The organism is Cupriavidus oxalaticus (assembly GCF_016894385.1).
In the GTDB taxonomy this organism is placed as follows: domain Bacteria; phylum Pseudomonadota; class Gammaproteobacteria; order Burkholderiales; family Burkholderiaceae; genus Cupriavidus; species Cupriavidus oxalaticus.
This window is the reverse complement of the sequence record NZ_CP069812.1, coordinates 3,605,001-3,624,321: the sequence shown is the minus strand read 5'-3', so window position 1 is coordinate 3,624,321 and position 19,321 is coordinate 3,605,001. Positions and strand designations below refer to the sequence as shown.

Below are 19,321 nucleotides of genomic sequence, written 5' to 3'. Positions count from 1 at the left end.
GCTCACAGGCCCGGCCTGACGGTCCAGCGCGAGCCCGGCGTCACCGGCGTGGCGCTGCCCGTCGCGCCACCTGCCGCTGCGCCTGCCGCACCACCGGTCTTGTCTTCTTCCATCTGCAGGCCGGCCTGGCGCGCGGCATTGCGCAGACCGGCAATGTCCGTGCCTGGCTTGAGCGTCACGACCAGCATGCGGCCGCGGTATTCCAGCGCCTGCAGCGCATCGGGCGGCAGCCGGCGCGCGGCCTGGGCAAAGCGGTCGGCCAGCGGCAGGAAGTCTTCCGGCGTGCTGCGGCCGCTGGCGATGCGCAACTGCTCGACCTGCCGGCGCATCTGCAGCGGCGCGTCCAGGATGGCCTGGGTCTGCGGGAAGGCGCTGCGCAAGGCCTGCTGCTGCGCAGCTTCCACGCGCTGCTGCTCGTTGCGCAGCAGCAGCCAGTGGATGTTCATGCCCAGCACCTGCACCAGCACGATGCCGGCCAGCAGCGCCAGCGGCACCCGCCATGCCGCCAGGTTCCAGCGGTCGGCGCGGCCCTGCGCGAACTCGAACTGCGCCAGGTCCAGTGCCGGCTCGCGCAGGCACGCCTGCGCGCCTTCGATCCACAGCGGCCAGCCGGCGCGCGCGGCGCCGCGCAGTGCGGGAATCGGTGCCGCTGCGGCGGCTGCGGCGTCGGCATACCAGGTGCCGTCGGGCGCCAGCGCCTGCCAGGCAGCGAGCGCGTCGCCGCCCAGCACCAAGCCGTAGCCGGCGTGTGCGCCGGTGCGCACGGTCAGTTGCCACTGGCTGGCCAGCGCGGCGGCTGGCTCGGTGGCGCTGTCGAGCAGTCCGCCGCCGTCGGCCAGGGCGCTGGCGGCGGACTCGACCACCAGCGTGGCGGGCTCGTCCGGTACGGCTTCCTCCGTCGGGCGCAGCGTGGGCTCGGCTCCGGGCGCCTCGGTTATGGGTGCCTCGGTTATGGGTGCCTCGGTTATGGGTGCCCCTGCCGCTGCCAACGGCACGCACAACTGCGCCGGCAGCACATGGCGGCGGCGATGGCGGTGTTCGGCAAAGGCATCGAGCACGGCCCGCAGCCAGGCTCGGTCGGCCACCATCAGCAGTCGCCGGCGCGGGCCGCGAATCGCGGCGCTGCCGTCGAGCACAGGCCCCACGCCGATATGGCAGGGCTGGGCGTCGCTGGCGAGCGCGTCTTCGATCAGGTTGGGCAGCGCCTGTTTCAAACGCGCCGGCGGCAGCGGCGGCACGGCGGCCGTGGTCAGCAGCACGTCGCTGGCCGCCAGGATCAGCACCAGGCGTTCGGCAGCGGGCAGGTCGGCGATGCGGGCGTGGCCTTCGCGCAACACTTCAGGGGCCGTGCTGCCGGGTCCGCGCCGCGCGGCGTCGGTGCGCACAAGCGCGAACGGCAGGACGCCGAACTGCCAGGGTTGCGGCTGATCGTGCGGCCGGAGCGGCAGGCGGACATACAGGGTGGTGCTCAAGTTTTCCTTAACGTGGCGTCAGTGGCGTCAATGGCGGGACATGGAGGAAAAAACCCGGGAAGGCGCATTGCCGCGTGGCGCCTCGCTCGCGCCAGCGTCGCAGCATACCTTGCCTGTGTGACTAAACCGCGTCAATACCATTCTCCCCGGTTGCCAGCGCCTGCAAATCGCGCCGCCCATGCCTGCTTCGTGCGCGTTGTATCAGACATTCAGCGCAGGTCTGGCAACCGGTCGGCATCCTGTATCCAGACCACACGCGTGGTATTGGTGGCACCCAGCGGCTCGCCGCGGAAGATCAGCGAGACCTGCAGCCGGCTGGCGCGTTCGTGGCGAACCAGCCCGTAGACCAGGAAATAGTGCGTGCGCACGTCGATCATATTGGCCAGGCTGGTGCTGTCGGCCTGGGGCGCGACCGCCGCCAACTGGGTCTGCACGTTGCCGATGTTGTTGAAGTAGGCGCGGTCGCGCTGGCGTACCAGCTCGCGGGCGCGCTCCAGCGGCAGCTTGTCGATCACGGCGGCCAGCACCTCGGCCTCTGCCGTATTGGCGTTGACCAGGGTGCGCTCGGGCAGCACGGTGACGAACGGCTCCAGCACCGCAACCATTTCCGGCGTATAGCCGGGCAGGGACAGCAGCCCCTGCACGCTGTCGAGCGGGCGCGGCGCCGCGCGGCCGCCGCCATCGCCGCTGCCACTTCCGCCCTGTGCCGCCTGCAGCATGGCGCGCGCGGTGGACTCGGCCAGTTGCGGGTTCAGGCCCACGGTCTGCAGCAGGCGGCGATAGGCGGCCTCGGCCGCGGGATCGACCGAAGCGGCGCGCCCCTGGCCGGCGGTGGCGGTCCAGATCACCAGGTTGGCGAGGTTGAAGCGCGCCTGCGCATCGAGAATGCGGCCGGACAGGAACGAGGTTTCGCCGGCAACGTCGGTGCGAAGCGAAGCACCAAGGAAATCCGACAGCCGGGTTTCGGCGATCGGCACCGCCCAGGGCTCGCCGAGCTGGTCGACGTTGGTGCGGCGCTGGTCGTCGCGCAGGATCAGCCGCGCCCAGTCGACCGCGGCGCGCTCGATCCAGGTCGCCTGCGCCAGCAGCCGCTGGTTCTCGATGGCACGGATCTGCACCTGCTGGCGCCACAGCATGCCGGACACCACCACCACGGCCAGCGTCACCATCAGCAGCGCAGTGACCACGGCGGCGCCGCGGGCGCGGCGCCGCGCGAAGCCCGGGCGGAAGCGGACGGGAGCGCGCCTCATAGCCCGGTCATGCAGATCTTCTGGAACTGCCGCGGCGCATCGCCGTCGCCCATGCGCGCGAGCACGGTCAGTTCGACCGCGCGCACCGCGGTGTTGGGCTGCGCCGTGCCGGCGTCCGAGGCCGCCACCGCGCTGGCGGCGTTGCCGGCGAACAGCACGTTGCGGATGCGGCCGGTATCGGCCTGCCAGCCGGCAGGCTCCACCCAGGCGCGCGCGCTCATGCCGGCGACGTCGGGCAGCACACGCCGCACCTGCGCCGCATTGTTGCCGCCCTGGCGCAGCGACAGCAGCGCCGACTGCAGCCCGGCCCGGTCCGCCACCGGCGGCGCGGCCACCCGCACCAGCGTATTGCCGTCGATCTGGTACGACAGCACCTGCCACGTGGGCGGCTGCCCCTCGTCGCGGCGGTCGCGCACCAGCAGCAGCCGGTCCTGGCCGACCTCGACCGGGCTGCCCTGCAGCAGCGTGGGGTTGGCGAGGTGCTCGCAGTCGGCCTGGAACTGGCCGTAGAGAATCTTCAACGCGTCCAGGCGCGCATCGTGGTCGGTCAGGCGCTCGTGGCTGCGCGTCAGGCTGTCGAGCGCGCGCCAGCCGATCACGGCCATCACCGCCAGCAGCGTGATCGCGACCAGCATCTCCAGCAGCGTGAAGCCGCCGGTGCCGCCGGTGCGCTGGCCTGGGCGTTGACGCTCAGAGCACATTGCGGGCTTCATTGGGAACGATGGTGACCAGCCACGCCAGCCGCACGGACTTGTCGGTGGCGGACGGGTAGACCGCGATCTCGACGCGGCGGAAAACGGGGTTGGGCGTGCCCGAGACCGACTGCTCGCAATACAGCGGGGTGCCGCCTTGCGGGCACGCATAACCGCTGACGCCGGGCTCGGGCCAGGTCTTGGACAGGCGCAGCGCGGCCAGGTGGTTCTCGGCGCTCCATTCGGCCAGCATGCGGGTCTGCAGCGCGGCGCCGGCGTCGACCATCGAGCCCATGGCGCGCATGGCCGCGGTCAGCGCGACCGCCAGGATGGTCAGCGCGACCAGTACCTCGATCAGCGTGAAGCCGGCGCGGCGGCGGCCGTGCAACAGGGGGCGGGTCATGGCGTGCTGGCGAAGTAACGGCCGCCGCCGTCGCCGGTAACGTCCACGCGGATATTGCCGCGCACCAGGATCAGCCGCTGCGGCATATCGATCAGCTCGCGCCCGAAGACCAGCCGCAGCGGGCCGCCGGTGCCGGTGGGCCGGCCGCCTTCGGCAACCAGCACCTGGTCCAGCGCCAGCCGCCACCGGCCCGGCGCGAACACGTCGGTACGCATGGGAATCCAGCCGTTCGGGGTCGATTCCAGGAAGCGCCAGCCGCCGGCATCGCCCTCCCAGGCGATGGGGCGGGCGCCGAGTTGCGCCTCTTCCTGCGCCAGCTCGAACAGACGCGCGATGCGCTGGCCGTCATCCAGCACGCGACCGCGCTCGTTGGGCGAGGCGTTGATCGCAACCAGCGAGATCACGATGCCGGCGATCACCATGACCACCAGCAGCTCGAGCAGGGTAAAGCCCCGGGGCCGCAAGGGCGCGCGGCGGCGCGGCGCCGTGGTCATGGGTCAGAGGGTGGGGGCGGGGCGCGCCGGGATTTATTCCCAGTTGCCGATATCGGCGTCGTTGCCGTTGCCGCCGGCCTGGCCGTCGGCGCCGAAGCTGAACACGTCGATCTCGCCGCGCACGCCCGGGTTCAGGTACTGATACGGATGGCCCCAGGGGTCCTTGGGCAGCTTTTCCAGGTAGCCACCGCCCTTCCAGTTGTTCGGCACCGGCTCGGTGGCGGGCTTGGTCACCAGCGCGGCCAGGCCTTGCTCGGTGGTCGGGTAGCGGCTGTTGTCGAGCCGGTACAGCTTGAGCGCCTGCATGATCGACGAGATATCCTGGCGTGCCGCGACGATGCGCGCTTCGTCCGGACGGCTCATGATCTTGGGCACTACCAGCGCCGCCAGCACGCCAAGGATCACGATCACCACCATGATTTCGATCAGGGTGAAGCCGCGCGCGCGGCGGGCGCGTGCGGGCCGGGAACGGGCAGGGCTGGCGGAACGGGTAGGGAAAATGCGCATCGTCTGTGAACCTCGTTGCTGGAATGGCTGCGCCCGCGGCCGGGCTGGCGGCGGGCCGGTGTCGCCAGTCAGTATAACCGGCGCCACATGACTGTTTTATGGGAGGTGGCGTCGGCGCCGCCGCAATGTGTGATGCAAATCACAGCCGGTGCGCCAGACCGTATTTAACTTGCATCCAGGATGCATATTTTTTAAGATGTCGCCACGATGCAACTGACCCGTTTTTCCGACTATGCACTGCGCCTGCTGATGTACGTCGCCCGTGGCGACGGCAGCCGGCCCATCACCATTGCGGAAGTGGGCCAGCAGTTCGACATCTCGCACAACCACCTGGTCAAGGTGGCGGCGCGGCTGTCGAAGCTGGGCTGGATCACCGCCACGCGCGGTCGCCACGGCGGCCTGCAGCTCGGGCCGGGTGCCGAACAGCTGACCATCGGTACCATCCTGCGCGAGCTGGAAGGCCACAAGGCCATCATCGACTGCGACAACCCGCCCTGCGCGCTGAACGGCAACTGCCGCCTGAAGCGCGCGCTGGACGTGGCCGAGCAGGCGTTCTACCGCGCGCTGGACGATGTCACGCTGGCCGATGTCACCGGCAGCAAGACTGCCGAGTCGATCATCCAGCTGCATCGCGATTTCCTGAACCGGCGTTCGGCCTGAGTGGACTGAGTCCGCGCAGGCGCCCACGAGCGCCGGTTTTATTGTGCGAAAAAACATGCATATAACATGCATGAATTAACGGAGTGTTATTTGATGCTGTCCGCCGCTTCCCGCCCCTATATCGATGCGAGCGTCCCCGTGCTGCGCGAGCATGGCCTGGCCATCACCACCCACTTTTACCGCGAGATGTTCTCCGACCGGCCTGAACTCACGCAGATGTTCAACATGGGCAACCAGGCCAACGGCAGCCAGCAGCAATCGCTGGCGTCGGCCGTGTTCGCCTACGCCGCCAATATCGACAATGGCGCGGCGCTGGCGCCGGTGGTCGACCGCATCGTGCACAAGCATGCGGCAGTGGGCCTGACTCCGTCGCATTACCCGATCGTCGGCCGCCACCTGCTGGGCGCGATCAAGGCGGTGCTGGGCGATGCCGCCACGCCGCCGCTGCTGGCCGCCTGGGACGAAGCCTACTGGCTGCTGGCCGGCGAGCTGATTGCCGCCGAGGCACGGCTGTACCAGCGCAGCGGCGTGGCTGCCGGCGAGCTGACGGCGGTGCGCGTGATGCGCCGCGAAGCGCAGGGCGAGCAGGTGGTGTCGCTGACGCTGGCGGCAGCCGATGGCGGCCCGCTGCGCGACTTCCGCCCCGGCCAGTACATCAGCGTCGAGGCGCATCTCGATGACGGTACGCGCCAGCTGCGCCAGTATTCTCTGTCGGGTGAGACCGGCCTGCCGACCTGGCGCATTTCGGTCAAGCGCGAGGACGGCGACCAATCGACGCCGGCTGGCGCGGTCTCCAACTGGCTGCATGCCAACGAGCAGGACGGCACCGAGCTGAAGGTAAGCGCGCCGTTCGGCGATTTCACCCCGGCGCTCGACGGCCGCCGCCCGCTGGTGCTGCTGTCGGGCGGCATCGGCATCACGCCGATGATCTCGGTGCTGCGCACGCTTGCCGCCCAGGGCTCGCAGCGCCCGATCCTGTTCGCGCATGCGGCTCGCGGCGGTCGCCACCACGCGCATCGCGCTGACCTGCAGTGGGCGCGCGAACGGTTGCCGCAACTGGTGACGCATATCAGCTATGAAGCGCCCGAGGCCGGCGACGCCATCGGCCGCGACTACGACCACGCCGGCACCATGCCGATGGCCGAGTTGCTGGCCCGGCCGGAGCTGCAGCGCTTCATCGACGGCCGCTTCTACCTGTGCGGGCCGCTGGGCTTCATGCAGGCGCAGCGCCATGCGCTGGTCAGCGCCGGCGTGCCGGTGGCGCACATCGACCGCGAAGTCTTTGGCCCGGACCTGCTCGACGACCTGCTCTGAGGCCCTCGCCGGCCGGGCCGGTGAAGGCGACAGTGTCATGTGGCTCTGGTACGCTTGGCGCGATCGTTCATCTGCGTCAGGGGTACCGTTCCCGTGCAACTCTCCCTCCGGCCCGTCCTTCGCTTCAACGCCCACGCGCCGTGGTTGCCGCGCCTGGCAAGCGTGGCGCTGTTTGTCGCGCTGTGCGCGCTGGTTACATACTGGGTACTGACCTTCAGCGCGATGCGCACCCTGCCGGTGCCGCAGAGCGCGCGCGTTGCCCAGACCGAGGCTGTCGAGACCGGTGCCGTGGCGACACTGTTCGGCGGCTCGGCCCAGGGCGGTCCGCGCGACGTGCAGCTGCTCGGCGTGGTGGCTGAGGTCAATGGCGGCGCCGGCGCGGCGATCGTGTCGATGGACGGCGGGCCGCCCAAGGCGGTGCGGTCCGGTGCCGAACTGTCGCAGCAGATCCGGCTGGTGGAAATCCGCCAGCGCTCGGTGGTGATCGAACGCAGCGGCGTGCGCCAGGAAATCGCCTTGCCGGTGCAGGCGGGCGCCGCGCGTGCACCGGCCGCCGGTGCACCGGCTCCCGCGCTGCCTACGCCGCCCGCCGGCGCCGCCGCGCCGATGGCGACGCCGATGCCGCCGCCGGCTCCGGTGGCCAGCCCGCCGACCCAACCGACCCAACCGCCCCAACCGCCCCAAGCGGCCCAACCGACCCACGCAGCTCCAGGCCAGCCCCCACAGCCGCAAGTCCAGTCCCAGCCCCAGGCGCAACCTGCTGCCCAGCATCAGCCCATGATGGCGCCGCCGCCCAGCCAGGATGGGATGCTGGTCCCCAAGAATTAAGCTGGCAAGGCCGCGAATATTCGCGGCGCGTTGCGTTCCCTTACGGGGCGCCAGCCTTTCTGTGAGGCGGGTAACATCGTATTAAAAGCGCCAACCTCCCTGCATCGTCTGCGTTCTAATCCGTACATGCCAACGTGATGACAAGGAGCAAGACATGCAACGCAATCACAAGCAGCAGATCCTGAAGCCGTTCCTGGCCGCCTCGGCCGCCCTGCTGGTTGCCGGCGGCGCCTTCGCCCAGGCCAGTGCGCCCGCCGCACCGGCCGGCAAGCCCGGCCACCACCACCATATGGGCCATGGCGGCGGCTGGATGAAGGCGGTCGATACCGACAACGACGGCGCGATCTCCAAGGCCGAGGCCGATGCCTACTTCAACAAGCTCGACACCAACCGCGACGGCAAGATCGACAAGTCAGAGATGGACGCGCACCGCAAGGCCGTCATGGCTGAGCGCCACGCCCGCATGCAGGCTGCCTTCGATGAGAAATTCAAGGCTGCCGACAAGAACAGCGACGGCGCCCTGACCAAGGCCGAGGCCAATGCCGGCATGCCGCGGCTGGCCAAGCGCTTCGACCAGCTCGACGCCAACCGCGACGGCAAGCTGACCCGCGACGAAATCCGCGCCGGCATGCAGAAGATGCACCGCGACCACCATCGCCGTGGCCCGCAGGGCCAGGGTGCTCCCGGCAGCCAGCCAGCTCCCGCGACCCCGTCTGCACCGGGTGCCCCATCTACCAGCGGCGGCTGATGCCGCGGCAGGACGGCCGTGGCCGTCCGCCCGAAACCGCTGTTCAGCGCGCGTGCCCCCGGGCCGCGCGCTTTTGTTTTGGCTCGGTTCGTAACTGCGCTGGCAGCGCGTCAACCAGGAAGTATCTGACCCCGGCGGCAAACGCCCGTAGAATGCCGCTTCCCTGTGCTGCGCCGGCCTTGGCACCATCCTTGCCTTCTCCGGTTGCCGCGGGCACGACTGCAACCCCCGCAGCTGTGCGACCAGGCAGGTTGCCCAGCCCGATCGGCTGCAGCACGAGTGACCCAAAAGGCGCTGATTGGCCAGAAATCCGGCCCGCAGCGGACGCAATCACACAAAAAATTGCGTACTTGTGCACGGTTTGCTAAATTTGCGCAAAAAAATTGCCAATAAACATATTGCGGAGCAACAATATCGTGAGCAAGGTGGAGTTGGACAAGATCGACCGGAAGATCCTGGAAGTGCTGCAGACCAACGGCCGGTTGACCAACCTGGAGGTGGCCGAGCGCGTCAACCTGTCGCCCAGCCCCTGCCTGCGCCGCATCCAGCGGCTGGAGGAGATCGGCGTGATCCGGCAGTACGCGGCGCTGCTGGAGCCGAACAAGATCGGACTCGGCCTGCTGGCCTATATCAACGTCCGGTTGGAGAAGCATGGCGGCGCGCCCAAAGGCAAGGCGCCGCTGGACCTGTTCCGCGCTTCCATCGCAGTATGGCCCGAGGTGGCGGCATGCCATGCCATGACCGGCGAAATGGACCTGCTGCTCAAGGTCTATGTCGAGGACATGGAGCACTTCGCGCGCTTCATGCAGGAGCAACTGCTGGCCCATCCGTCGGTGATCGACGTGCGCTCCAGCTTTGCGCTGGAAAGCATCAAGGACACCACGGCGCTGCCGGTTGGCGGCGCGGCCTGAGCGATCCGGGGGCGCATGCAAGAACGGCGCATCGTTGCGATGCGCCGTGGTGGCCGTGGGCGGCGAAGCGGGCGGGCAGCCCGCTCAGGCGGTGTGCTTTTGCGGCACCATGGAGCGCCAGAAGCGCAGGCCGAAGCGGCGCGCGTCGCGCAGGTTGCGGCGCACCGCGTAGTCAAGGTCGGCCATCTGCTCGTCCAGCGCCTCGGTCAGGCGGCTGACGGTGTCCGCCGGCGGCAGTTCCAGGTAGGCGTCGGCCTCGCCGTAGGCATACTGGACCTTCATGCCGGCCTTCTTGGCAATGTGCATCATCGCGGCGTTGCGCGACAGGCAGTGCATGTACAGCGTGCGCACGCTGGTGTTGCGGCCATGCATGGCCGCACGCTCGAACAGCGCGCTGCCGATACCGCGGCCGCGGGCGCTGCGCGACACCGACACGCCGAACTCCGCCACGCGGCCCTGGGCATTGTCGCGCAGGTTGGCGAAGTGGCCCACGCCGATCAGCTCGAGCTTGTCGTCGTAGACGCCGAACACGGTGTCGTGGTCGAAGTCGATGCTGTCCACGTAGGCTTCGATCACGTGGTCGCCCACCGACTGGCCGAATCGGAGCAGGCGATCGTCCTCGCCCAGGGCGAGGAAATGCTTCAGCAGGCGCGAGCGGTGATGGGCGGCCAGCTCGCGCACCAGAACGGTGCCGCGATGGGCGGCCTGCGTCGCTGCAGCTGCCTTGCGCAGATCTTCGTCGGTCAGTGCGCCGACAGCCTTGCTCAGTTCGAGCGGGTTCACGTTAAATCCTTCCTGATGCAGTCACAGATAAAAATAGGCACTGCCTTGGTGTTTTGCCAGGCACTTTTCCCTGGCTCGGTGCGTGATTCGGGGAAACACCAACTTGATGCAGCGTGAAAAGTATTGTAGTGGAATTGTCAGTCTGACGTAAGCTTCCTGCGCCGCAGCAGCCGGGCACGTGGCCGCATAACGCATAAAAATTCAATTAAATCAATGATTTAAGAAGATTTGACGAATTGTTGCGTGGGATCAACTGTGGATATGTTGCAACGCCGCAACCGGTGTTGCCCGCGCGCATTGCGGTGGCGGCGATTGACGGCCTGGGCCGCCAGGGCCGCGGCGAGCTGGAGGAAATGTTCAGGCAGGACCACGAGCAGCGCCGGCAGCGCGGAGCGGCAGGATGGTCCTGACGATAGCGGGGGCAGGCCGGGACGGGCCCGACGTCGTCAGCGGATCGCGGCGGCGCGGCCCGGCAGACCGCCTTCGAGCAGGTCGAGCACCGTCTCGGCAAAGTCGGCGTACGATAGCCGGCCGCCCGGCTTGAGCCAGGTGAAGGTCCAGTTGATCATGCCGAACACGGTCATGGTCAGCGCGGTCTGGTTATCGCGCGTGACGCGCTCCGGGTAGGCCCGGCGCAGCAGGCGCGAGAAGGCCGCCACCACGTCGCGCTCGCGGCCGAGAATCACGTCGCGCTGGCCTTCGGCGAGGAACTTGACGTCGTTGATCAGCGCGATATGGCGTGTCTGCGAGGTTTCGTACTCGGCCAGGAAGGCGCGGATCAGGTTGGCGAACGCCTCCTTGTCGGTGCGCGCATGGCGCTCGGCATCGGCTTCGACCTCGGTGACCAGCAGCATCAGCCGCCGCGTGTAGCGGTCCAGCAGGTCGAACAGGATCGCTTCCTTGCTCTCGTAATAGTGGTAGAGGCGCGCCTTGGACGTGCCGCAGGCGGCGGCCAGGTCGGCCATCGAGGTGCTGGGGTAGCTGCTGTTGGCGAAGGCAGCCGCGGCCAGGTCCAGGATCTGTTCGCGCTGCGCCTCGAAATCGGGTGCCTTGGTACGGGCCATGTGTATCGGGGTTACTCGCCACTGCCACCGGCGCGGCGGCGCAGCTCGCAGGTCTCGAGCGAGTCGGAATTGCCGCGCAGCACCATCTGGCCGGAGGCGATCAGCTCGCGGCAGCGCCAGAACACGAACCAGTCGCTGGCCAGCAGGCCTTCGATCGCACCCATCACGCTGCCCACCACCTGCGCCGCGGGGGTCCATTCCGCCGGCGCGCGATCCATGATGATGTCGTCGATGGTGTGGTAGGCGGCGGGAACCAGCGTGTTGCCCTTCCACAGCCGGACGTCGGCATTTTCCTTGACGTTCTGCTGCCACTCGTAGCCGAGCCGTCCCAGCCGCAGCACCGAAACCGGCGCGATCGTGGAGAAGCGCCGCGCCAGCCGCGCCGACGAATACATGCCGATGGCGGCCAGGTTGCCTTGCGCGGGCATCTCCAGCTCGCGCAGGTCCATCGCGACTTCATTGATCCGTTGCGGCGCCTGGTACAGGTGGAACACGACCCGGCGCAGCATCAGCTGGTCGGCCGCACTCTGGCCGTGCCAGATGGCCACTTCCATGTCGTCCTGGCGCAGCCTCTGGAGCTGGTCCAGCGCCTGGCGCATCTCGGCGGCGAAATCGATATCGGTGTGCGGGGCGACCCGCTGCCAGAAGCCGGAACGGATCAGGCCGGTGCTGTCGATATCGGCCAGCGGCCCCACGGCCAGGTCGTCGCGCAGCACCACGACAGGGTCCGGCCGCGCAGCCTGCGCCAGCGCCTGGCGCAGGGTCGTGCCTGCTACATCACCGTTGACGACGTGGATATATTGCATGGCCGTGATTGTATATGGGTGGGACGGTTCGCTGGCACCGCGCGGCGCCGGCGCGACAGTCGGCAGGCGCTGCCGTGCAAGGCAATGCGCCGCCGCTGTTTACCGCCTCCGCAAGCATCGCGCCAGGCCGCTGCCGGCCTGCCGCCATTGTAATCACGGCGACGCCTGGCCAATGGCGGCGAGTGTCGGCACACGTACGCGGCGCCGGCCGCCTGCAGCCCTCCGCCGCGTACCCGGATCAGCGCTCGTCGTAGCTGACCACTACCCGCGGCGTCAGCGCGCGCGCCTGGCAGGTGAGCACGAAACCCTTTTCCATCTCCCACGGCTCGAGTGTGTAGTTCTTCTCCATCTCGACCTGGCCTTCCAGCACCTTGGCGCGGCAGGTGCAACAGACGCCGCCCTTGCAGGCGTACGGCAGGTCGAGCCCGGCGGCCAGCGCGGTATCGAGCACGTTGGCGTCTTCCATCGGCAGGCGCATGCTGTGCTGCTTGCCGTCGAGCACGACCACCAGCTCGGCGGTGCCGGCATGGTCGGCGTGCGTGTGCGATGGCTTGGGCCTGGCCTGCGCGAGCGGCACGCCGAAGCGCTCGGCGTGGATGCGGTGCGGATCCACGCCAGCGTCGCGCAGTGCCGCCTCGACTTCGTCGATCATCGACGCCGGCCCGCAGACGAAGGCGGCATCGATGTCGTCCACCGGGATCAGGGTCTGGAGGAACGCGGTGACGCGGTCGTGGTCAACCCGGCCGTGCAGCAGGTCGACCTCCTGCGGCTGGCGCGACAGCACGTGGTACAGCGTGAAGCGCGACAGGTACTGGTTTTTCAGGTCTTCCAGCGTCTCGGAAAAGATGATGCTGTCGACATTGCGGTTGCCGTAGACCAGCGTGAAGCGGCTGCGCGGCTCGGCCTGCAGCGTGGTGCGGATCAGCGACAGCACTGGCGTGATGCCGCTGCCCGCGGCAAAGGCGACATAGTGGCGCGCCGCGGCCGGATCCAGCGGCACGTGGAAGCGGCCATCGGGCGTCATCACCTCGATCACCTGGCCGGGTGCGATGGAGTCGTGGAGGTGGGACGAAAACAGCCCGTCCTCGACCAGCTTCACCGCCACGCGCAGTTCGCCCTGTGCATCATAGTCCTGCACCGCCGAGCAGATCGAATACGAGCGCCGCAAGTCCTTGCCGTCGACCGGCGCCTTCAGCGTCAGGAACTGGCCCTGGGTGAAGCGGTAGGCGTCGCGCAGCGTTTCCGGCACCTCGAACGCGATCGAGATGGTGTCGGCAGTCTCGGGACGTACCTGCGCCACGCGCAGCGGATGGAACTGTGGGGTCATGGCAGCCTGGCTTCGGCCCGGCGGGGGCTCAGTAGGGTTTGAAATAGTCGAACGGCTCGCGGCAATCCAGGCAGCGGTACAGCGCCTTGCACGCCGTCGAGGCAAAGCGCGAGATTTCCTGCGTGTGCATGCTGCCGCAGCGCGGGCAGGCGACGCGGTCCGGGGCGCCGGCGCGCGCTGCACGCGGGACGAAGCGCAACGGTTGTGCCGCCGCCGCCGCCGCACCGCACTGGCCGGGGGGCGCGATGCCGAATTCGCGCAAACGCTCACGCGCGGCGGGTGTGATCCAGTCGGTGGTCCATGCTGGCGCCAGGACGGTGCGCAGGCGCCACGGCGCCAGGCCGGCGGCGTCGAGCGCCTGGCCGATGTCTTCTGCGATCTGTGACATCGCCGGGCAGCCGGAGTAGGTGGGGGTAATGGTCACCTCCAGCGTGCCGCCGGCATCGGCGGCGATCCCGCGCAGGATGCCGAGGTCGCGGATCGACACCACCGGGATCTCCGGGTCGGGGACCGCTTCCAGCGCCGCCCACGCCTTCGCGACGCGCGCATCGGCGGCAGCTTTCGCCGGGCGGGACAGGGTGGTGACGTTCATGCCGGCCAGTCCTTTGAGGCGAAGCGGGCGCTTACCATTGGGCGCCCGGATGGGCCCGTGCCAGCCCCTGCATCTCGCCCAGCAGGTAGCTCATGTGCTCGGAATGCACGCCGAACTTGCCGGTCGAGACAAAGCTGCTCGCAGGCGGCAGCGCCAGCGTGGCGGCTTGCAGGGTCTCGGCGACGGTCGCGTCCCAGGCAGCCCGCAGCGAGGCGGTGACGACGCCAATGCCCTGCGCCGCGGCCTCGGCTTCCACCGGGTCTTCGGCAAAGCACTCATTCATATAGGGCAGCAGGTGGTCCAGGGCGCGCTGCATGCGGGTGTGCGACGCTTCGGTGCCGTCGCCCAGGCGCACCACCCAGCCGGCGGCATGGTGCAGGTGGTAGCGCGCCTCCTTGACCGATTTGGCGGCGATGGCGGCAAGCTGCGCATCGCTGCTGGACCGCAGCGCTTCCCACAGCTCAACCATCAGCGCGCTGTACAGGAAGTTGCGCATGATGGTGACCGCGTAGTCGCGCTCCGCGGCGGCGGTGCCCGCCAGCGGGCCGCGATGGGGCAGTTCCACCAGCGTCCAGTTGCGGAAGTCGCGCTCGGCGCGCCAGTAGGCATAGTCGTCTTCATGGCGCGGCAGGCCGGTCAGCTCGCCTTCCAGTTCGCCGGCATGCCCGTACAGCAGGCGTGCCTGGCCGATCAGGTCGAGGCTGATGTTGGCCAGCGCAATGTCTTCTTCCAGCACCGGGCCGTGGCCGCACCACTCGGCATTGCGCTGGCCGAGCACCAGCGCGTTGTCGGCCAGGCGCAGCAGGTAGCGCAGCGCGGCGGCGCGGGCCGGCGGCAGGTGATCCAGGGAGGCGGGTTGCGGGGACGCGGTCATCGTGCGTGGCCCTTACATATGGTTGACTTCGTCGGGCAACTGGTAGAACGTCGGGTGCCGGTAGATCTTGTCGGCCATGGGGTCGAACAGCTCCGGCTTTTCCTCTGGCGCGCTCGCCGTAATGGCGGCAGACGGCACCACCCAGATCGACACGCCTTCCTGGCGCCGCGTGTAGACATCGCGCGCCATGTGCAGCGCCTGCTGCGCGTCGGCGGCGTGCAGGCTGCCGCAATGTTTGTGCTCAAGACCCTGCTTGCTGCGCACGAACACCTCCCACAGCGGCCATTCCTTGCGGTTCATCGTTGTCTCCTCAATCCTTGCGCCCGGGCTGCGGCATGGGGTCAGGCGGCCGCGCGGCGCTCGCCCGCTTCGCGCTCGGCCAGCTTGGTGGCGTGGGCGAGCGCGGCTTCGCGGACCCAGGCGCCTTCCTCGTGCGCCTTGACGCGCGTGGCCAGGCGCTCCCTGTTGCAGGGGCCGTCGCCGTTGATCACGCGCCAGAACTCGTCCCAGTCCAGCGGGCTGTAGTCATAGTGGCCGCGCTCGGCGTTCCATTGCAGCCCCGGGTCGGGCAGGGTCACGCCCAGCACCCGCGCCTGTTCCACCGTGGCGTCGACGAACTTCTGGCGCAGGTCGTCATTCGAGATGCGCTTGATGCCCCAGGCCATGGTCTGCGCGCTGTTGGTCGAGGCCGCGTCGGGCGGGCCGAACATCATCAGCACCGGGAACCACCAGCGGTTGACCGCGTCCTGCACCATCTCGCGCTGGGCATCGGTGCCGCGCATCATCGCCAGCAGCGCGTCGAAGCCCTGGCGCTGGTGGAACGACTCTTCCTTGCAGATGCGGATCATGGCGCGCGCATACGGGCCATATGAGCAGCGGCACAGCGGGATCTGGTTCATGATCGCCGCGCCGTCCACCAGCCAGCCGATCACGCCGACGTCGGCCCAGCTCAGCGTCGGGTAGTTGAAGATGGACGAGTACTTGGCCTTGCCGCTGTGCAGCGCGTCGACCAGTTCGTCGCGCGAGGTATCGAGCGTTTCGGCCGCGGAGTACAGGTACAGGCCGTGGCCGCCTTCGTCCTGCACCTTGGCCAGCAGGATCGCCTTGCGCTTGAGGGACGGCGCGCGGCTGATCCAGTTGCCCTCGGGCAGCATGCCGACGATCTCGGAGTGCGCGTGCTGGGAAATCTGCCGTACCAGTGTCTTGCGGTAGGCCGCCGGCATCCAGTCCTGCGGCTCGATCTTGCCGTCGGCAGCCATACGCGCGTCGAAAGCGGCCTGGCGGACGTCATCGTCCTGAGGGGCGGGGCTTCGGGCGGAGTCAGCGTGGCCGGGAACGTCCAGGCTTTGGGTGTACATAGCGCCTCCTCTGGGCGGGGGCCGCGGCCGGTGGGGACCGTTGGCGCGGCGGCTGGCCCTATTATATATAAGCCGACCGGTCGGTCAATTTAAGGCTGGCCGGGTTGTGTTGGCTGCCGCCGGGGCAGTGCTGTCACGTGACGGCCTGTGCATGTGTAGTATCAAAGGCGGGACGGCGTCCTGCCGTCCAACTTCTTATTCCCTTTGTCTACGGAGGTAACGCAAATGGCAAGCGCGGCATACAGCAAGATCGTGGTGGCGGTGGATGGCAGCAGCACGTCCGGACTGGCACTCGCCGAAGCCATCCGTGTAGCGGCGCCGGGCGGTGCCACGGTGCTGGCGCTCTATGTCGTCGACACGGGTACGCCGATGTTCGACGTCGGCTACTACGATCCGAGCCAGCTGCAGAAGGCATTCGAGGAAAGCGGCCAGCGCGCGCTGCGGGACGCCGCGCAACAACTGTCGGCGGCAGGCGTGCCGCATGAAACCCGGCTGGTCAGCGAGGCGCCGGTGCCCGGCGATATCGGCGCATCGATCAACGAGGCCGCGCGCCAGTGGGGCGCGGATCTGCTGGTAATCGGCACGCACGGGCGGCGTGGCGTGCGCCGGCTGGTACTGGGCAGCGTGGCGGAAGCGGTGATCCGGCAGTCGACCATGCCGGTGCTGCTGGTGCGTGGCGAAGCCACGGCCGACTGAGCATGCGCAAGACGCCGGGTGGGCCCGGCGTCTTGGCGTGAATGCTGCGGTCAATCGCGGCGGCGGGTCAGCCGGCGAAGCGGAAATGGCCGCTGCGCAGCACGATCTCGCGTGCCTGCGTCAGCTCGAACAGGCTTTCGGCGAGGCTTTCAATACGCTGGCGATTACTGGTGAAGGCGGCAACCAGGTCTTCCTCGCGCGGCGAACGCGCACCGAAGTGGGCCTCAAGGGCTTCCGCGGTGACGGAATACTGGGTCGGACTGCCATTGACCGTGGCGGGGCAGGACAGCGTGAGGCTGGCTGCGCAGTAGGTCGGGACGCTGCGAGGGAACGTGATCTCAGGCATGGCGTGCCTCGTGCTGGCGACGGACGTATTCAATCATTCTAGGTCATCGCGGCCTTCCGTAAAGGGCGCCGCAAAGGACCGTTAAAGGACTTTGGCGCGCCGGCTGCCAATGTTATGGCGCAGGGCAGCCACACACGTCAGGGACGACGACGCGATGGCGTTGGCGCCACCGCCCAGTCCAACGCGCGGATCACCAGGACAGGAATTGGTGCGTTGCAACAAAAGCAGGCAGGGCAGAACCGCACTGCCTGGTCAGGGGGGCAACAGGCATCCCGTGGTGCGTGATGCACAAAGTGCGAGTCCTGCCAGCGCTGCCTGCGTAACGATTGTTGCAACGGCTGGCTTCAAGGCAAAAAAAACCCACGCAGGTTGTGCGTGGGTTGGAATCCACCGAGGTGGTGGAGGAGACAGACTTCACTATACATGGTTTGTTGCGTCGCACCAAGCCCAATTGTGTCAATGTCTGGCGATGCACACAATGATGTTGTGTTCATACAACAAGTATCGAATCGTTGCCCGCTAGCGGAACAAATAAGCAGCGCCTACCGCACAAAAGATGCCGGCGGCATCTGCCACCAGCGCGCAGCCAAGCGCATGCCTGGTATTCCGCACATTGATGCTGCCGAAGTAGACAGCCAGGACATAGAACGTTGTTTCGGTCGAACCCTGGATGATGGCCGCAAGGCGTCCCTGGAATGAGTCGACCCCATAAGTCGTCATCACATCGACCATCAGCCCGCGCGCGCCGGCACCGGACAGGATCTTCATCAGGCCGACCGGCAGGGCCGGGACAAAATCGGTATTGATGCCGAGATGCGCAAAGCCCAGCGTCAGCCAGCCCATCAGCACGTCCATGCAGCCGGTCGCCCGGAACAAGCCGATCGCAACCAGGATGGCGACCAGATAAGGAATGATCTGCACGGCTACGCCGAACCCTTCCTTGGCGCCATCGATGAAGGCTTCGTAAACGTTGACCCGCCGCAGTGCGCCGCAGGCCAGGAACAGCGTGATCAGCGACAGGATAAAGCCCGCACCGGCCAACGCCGTCACGCTGCCTACTTGCTCGGGCGGCGCATGCTTCAACCAGGCAAACATGCCGGCGAGTGCCGCGGCGACCATGGTGAATGCGACCAGCACCGCCGGCCGCAGCAGGTTGAGCCGCTGTACCCAGGCGACAGCCAGCAGACCGGCCAGGCACGAGCCGCCGGTGGCCAGCAGCGTCGGCAGGAAGATGTCCGCCGCATTGAAGCCCACCAGCCCTTGCTTGACGGCAATCGCCTGACGAATCGCGATGACGGACGTCGGGATCAGCGTCAGCCCGGCTGTATTCAGCACGATGAACATGATTTGCGCGTCGGTGGCCACGTCCGGGCGACGATTCAGCGTCTGCAGCTCACGCATGGCATTCAGCCCGAGCGGCGTCGCCGCGTTATCCAGGCCGAGCAGGTTAGCCGACACATTCATCATCATGGCGCCTTGCGCCGGATGGCCCTGCGGCACGCCGGGAAAAAAATGCCGCAGCAACGGATTTACCAGGCGCGCAAAGGCATCGACGACGCCGGCGCGTTCGCCGACGCGCATGATGCCCAGCCACAGGCTCATCACGCCCGCCAGCCCAAGCGCGATCTCGAAGGCTGTGCGGGCACTGTCGAACAGGCTCGCCAGCATGGCGGGGAAGACTGTCAGGTTGCCACTAGCGAGCTGGATGCACGCGGCGACAAAGGAAACCAGGAAAAAGCCGAGCCAGACAACGTTCAGGGCCATCGGATTGCGCAAACGAAAAGGTCAAAGCGGGGTCTCCCGCCAGGCGGGGGCGGATCAGGCGATCTTGGCGCCGCGCTCGCCCAGCAGTTCGCGCAGCACCGACCTGTGGCAGTGCGCCTCGTCTTCGCAATAGCAGCCAAGCGAGAAATTGGTCTGGTGCGACAGCGCAGCCAGCAGGTCGAGCGTGCGGCTTGGCTCCGGCTCGTTCATTTCCTTACGGAAATGCCGGACGAATGCTCGCCATGCCTTGTCGTCCGCTGCGCCCTGCGCTTGCGCAACGAGTTCCGGGGTGGGAGACAGAGCGGGGTACCAGACGTCGTAATAGTCACGGCTGGCGAACTCGGACTTCGGCACGCCGCGTGGCGGCCGCCGCACAGTACCGATACGGAGCCCTTCGTCTGCTGCGCGTGGCGTTCCCAGTCTTACGATTCG

General features: G+C 67.9%; 23 protein-coding genes (1 of these 23 running past the window's edge). 6 read left to right on the top strand and 17 right to left on the bottom strand.

Annotation, left to right across the window (positions count from 1 at the left end; translation table 11 throughout):
• Positions 1 to 2 precede the first annotated feature (2 nt).
• From gspL to gspG, 6 genes are all read right to left on the bottom strand, one after another.
• Positions 3 to 1,472, bottom strand: coding sequence for a type II secretion system protein GspL (gene gspL, locus JTE92_RS29215; protein ID WP_063240949.1), 1,470 nt, complete (start codon positions 1,470 to 1,472; stop codon positions 3 to 5).
• Between the two features lie 209 nt (positions 1,473 to 1,681).
• Positions 1,682 to 2,722, bottom strand: coding sequence for a type II secretion system minor pseudopilin GspK (gspK, locus tag JTE92_RS29210; protein WP_063240950.1), 1,041 nt, complete (start codon positions 2,720 to 2,722; stop codon positions 1,682 to 1,684).
• On the bottom strand, positions 2,719 to 3,435 hold the full coding sequence (locus tag JTE92_RS29205) for a PulJ/GspJ family protein (protein ID WP_063240951.1): 717 nt from the start codon (positions 3,433 to 3,435) through the stop codon (positions 2,719 to 2,721). Before JTE92_RS29205 ends, gspK begins: the two co-directional genes overlap by 4 nt.
• Positions 3,413 to 3,817 (bottom strand): type II secretion system minor pseudopilin GspI, encoded by a 405-nt coding sequence (gene gspI / locus JTE92_RS29200; protein WP_063240952.1) that lies wholly within the window; start codon positions 3,815 to 3,817, stop codon positions 3,413 to 3,415. Before gspI ends, JTE92_RS29205 begins: the two co-directional genes overlap by 23 nt.
• On the bottom strand, positions 3,814 to 4,311 hold the full coding sequence (locus JTE92_RS29195; RefSeq protein WP_063240953.1) for a GspH/FimT family pseudopilin: 498 nt from the start codon (positions 4,309 to 4,311) through the stop codon (positions 3,814 to 3,816). Before JTE92_RS29195 ends, gspI begins: the two co-directional genes overlap by 4 nt.
• Positions 4,312 to 4,344: 33 nt before the next feature.
• Positions 4,345 to 4,818 (bottom strand): type II secretion system major pseudopilin GspG, encoded by a 474-nt coding sequence (gspG, locus tag JTE92_RS29190; RefSeq protein WP_063240954.1) that lies wholly within the window; start codon positions 4,816 to 4,818, stop codon positions 4,345 to 4,347.
• Positions 4,819 to 5,025: 207 nt separating this feature from the next.
• On the opposite strand from gspG, the gene JTE92_RS29185 reads away from it, so the two are divergent.
• The 5 genes from JTE92_RS29185 to JTE92_RS29165 all read left to right on the top strand — a co-directional run bounded on the left by JTE92_RS29185 (position 5,026) and on the right by JTE92_RS29165 (position 9,279).
• Positions 5,026 to 5,478 (top strand): RrF2 family transcriptional regulator, encoded by a 453-nt coding sequence (locus tag JTE92_RS29185; protein ID WP_063240955.1) that lies wholly within the window; start codon positions 5,026 to 5,028, stop codon positions 5,476 to 5,478.
• Between the two features lie 93 nt (positions 5,479 to 5,571).
• Complete coding sequence (locus JTE92_RS29180) at positions 5,572 to 6,792, top strand: globin domain-containing protein (RefSeq protein WP_063240956.1); 1,221 nt, start codon at positions 5,572 to 5,574, stop codon at positions 6,790 to 6,792.
• A gap of 93 nt (positions 6,793 to 6,885) precedes the next feature.
• Complete coding sequence (locus JTE92_RS29175; RefSeq protein ID WP_063240957.1) at positions 6,886 to 7,620, top strand: type II secretion system protein N; 735 nt, start codon at positions 6,886 to 6,888, stop codon at positions 7,618 to 7,620.
• Positions 7,621 to 7,774: 154 nt separating this feature from the next.
• Positions 7,775 to 8,368 carry an EF-hand domain-containing protein gene (locus tag JTE92_RS29170; protein ID WP_063240958.1) on the top strand — a complete coding sequence of 198 codons (594 nt, stop codon included), beginning with the start codon at positions 7,775 to 7,777 and terminating at the stop codon, positions 8,366 to 8,368.
• Between the two features lie 416 nt (positions 8,369 to 8,784).
• Entirely contained in the window at positions 8,785 to 9,279 is a 495-nt protein-coding gene (locus JTE92_RS29165; protein ID WP_063240976.1) for an Lrp/AsnC family transcriptional regulator, read from the top strand.
• A gap of 84 nt (positions 9,280 to 9,363) precedes the next feature.
• Here JTE92_RS29165 and JTE92_RS29160 read toward each other — a convergent pair whose 3' ends face one another.
• The 8 genes from JTE92_RS29160 to paaA form a co-directional block, all read right to left on the bottom strand.
• Positions 9,364 to 10,062 carry a GNAT family N-acetyltransferase gene (locus JTE92_RS29160; protein ID WP_063240959.1) on the bottom strand — a complete coding sequence of 233 codons (699 nt, stop codon included), beginning with the start codon at positions 10,060 to 10,062 and terminating at the stop codon, positions 9,364 to 9,366.
• A 446-nt stretch (positions 10,063 to 10,508) separates the two neighbouring features.
• On the bottom strand, positions 10,509 to 11,126 hold the full coding sequence (locus tag JTE92_RS29155) for a TetR/AcrR family transcriptional regulator (protein ID WP_063240960.1): 618 nt from the start codon (positions 11,124 to 11,126) through the stop codon (positions 10,509 to 10,511).
• Positions 11,127 to 11,137: 11 nt separating this feature from the next.
• On the bottom strand, positions 11,138 to 11,932 hold the full coding sequence (locus tag JTE92_RS29150; protein ID WP_063240961.1) for a DUF1835 domain-containing protein: 795 nt from the start codon (positions 11,930 to 11,932) through the stop codon (positions 11,138 to 11,140).
• 238 nt (positions 11,933 to 12,170) lie between these two features.
• Complete coding sequence (gene paaE, locus JTE92_RS29145) at positions 12,171 to 13,259, bottom strand: 1,2-phenylacetyl-CoA epoxidase subunit PaaE (protein ID WP_063240962.1); 1,089 nt, start codon at positions 13,257 to 13,259, stop codon at positions 12,171 to 12,173.
• Positions 13,260 to 13,287: 28 nt separating this feature from the next.
• Entirely contained in the window at positions 13,288 to 13,851 is a 564-nt protein-coding gene (gene paaD / locus JTE92_RS29140) for a 1,2-phenylacetyl-CoA epoxidase subunit PaaD (RefSeq protein WP_063240963.1), read from the bottom strand.
• Positions 13,852 to 13,882: 31 nt separating this feature from the next.
• On the bottom strand, positions 13,883 to 14,725 hold the full coding sequence (paaC, locus tag JTE92_RS29135) for a 1,2-phenylacetyl-CoA epoxidase subunit PaaC (protein ID WP_063240964.1): 843 nt from the start codon (positions 14,723 to 14,725) through the stop codon (positions 13,883 to 13,885).
• Between the two features lie 12 nt (positions 14,726 to 14,737).
• Positions 14,738 to 15,025 (bottom strand): 1,2-phenylacetyl-CoA epoxidase subunit PaaB, encoded by a 288-nt coding sequence (gene paaB / locus JTE92_RS29130; RefSeq protein ID WP_063240965.1) that lies wholly within the window; start codon positions 15,023 to 15,025, stop codon positions 14,738 to 14,740.
• Between the two features lie 41 nt (positions 15,026 to 15,066).
• Positions 15,067 to 16,083, bottom strand: a complete 1,017-nt coding sequence (paaA, locus tag JTE92_RS29125; protein ID WP_063240966.1) for a 1,2-phenylacetyl-CoA epoxidase subunit PaaA — start codon at positions 16,081 to 16,083, stop codon at positions 15,067 to 15,069.
• A 225-nt stretch (positions 16,084 to 16,308) separates the two neighbouring features.
• On the opposite strand from paaA, the gene JTE92_RS29120 reads away from it, so the two are divergent.
• Complete coding sequence (locus JTE92_RS29120; protein ID WP_063240967.1) at positions 16,309 to 16,779, top strand: universal stress protein; 471 nt, start codon at positions 16,309 to 16,311, stop codon at positions 16,777 to 16,779.
• A gap of 67 nt (positions 16,780 to 16,846) precedes the next feature.
• On the opposite strand, the gene JTE92_RS29115 is transcribed toward JTE92_RS29120, so the two are convergent.
• The 3 genes from JTE92_RS29115 to JTE92_RS29105 form a co-directional block, all read right to left on the bottom strand.
• The gene (locus JTE92_RS29115) at positions 16,847 to 17,125 is read right to left on the bottom strand and encodes a DUF1488 family protein (protein ID WP_029046679.1); all 279 of its coding nucleotides are present in this window, start codon (positions 17,123 to 17,125) and stop codon (positions 16,847 to 16,849) included.
• Positions 17,126 to 17,644: 519 nt separating this feature from the next.
• Entirely contained in the window at positions 17,645 to 18,889 is a 1,245-nt protein-coding gene (locus JTE92_RS29110; protein ID WP_063240968.1) for a spore maturation protein, read from the bottom strand.
• Between the two features lie 54 nt (positions 18,890 to 18,943).
• On the bottom strand, positions 18,944 to 19,321 hold the 3' portion of the coding sequence (locus tag JTE92_RS29105) for a DUF488 domain-containing protein (protein WP_063240969.1). 9 nt of this gene lie beyond the right edge of the window; the window shows 378 of its 387 coding nt (coding positions 10-387); the start codon falls outside the window, past its right edge; it ends in the stop codon at positions 18,944 to 18,946.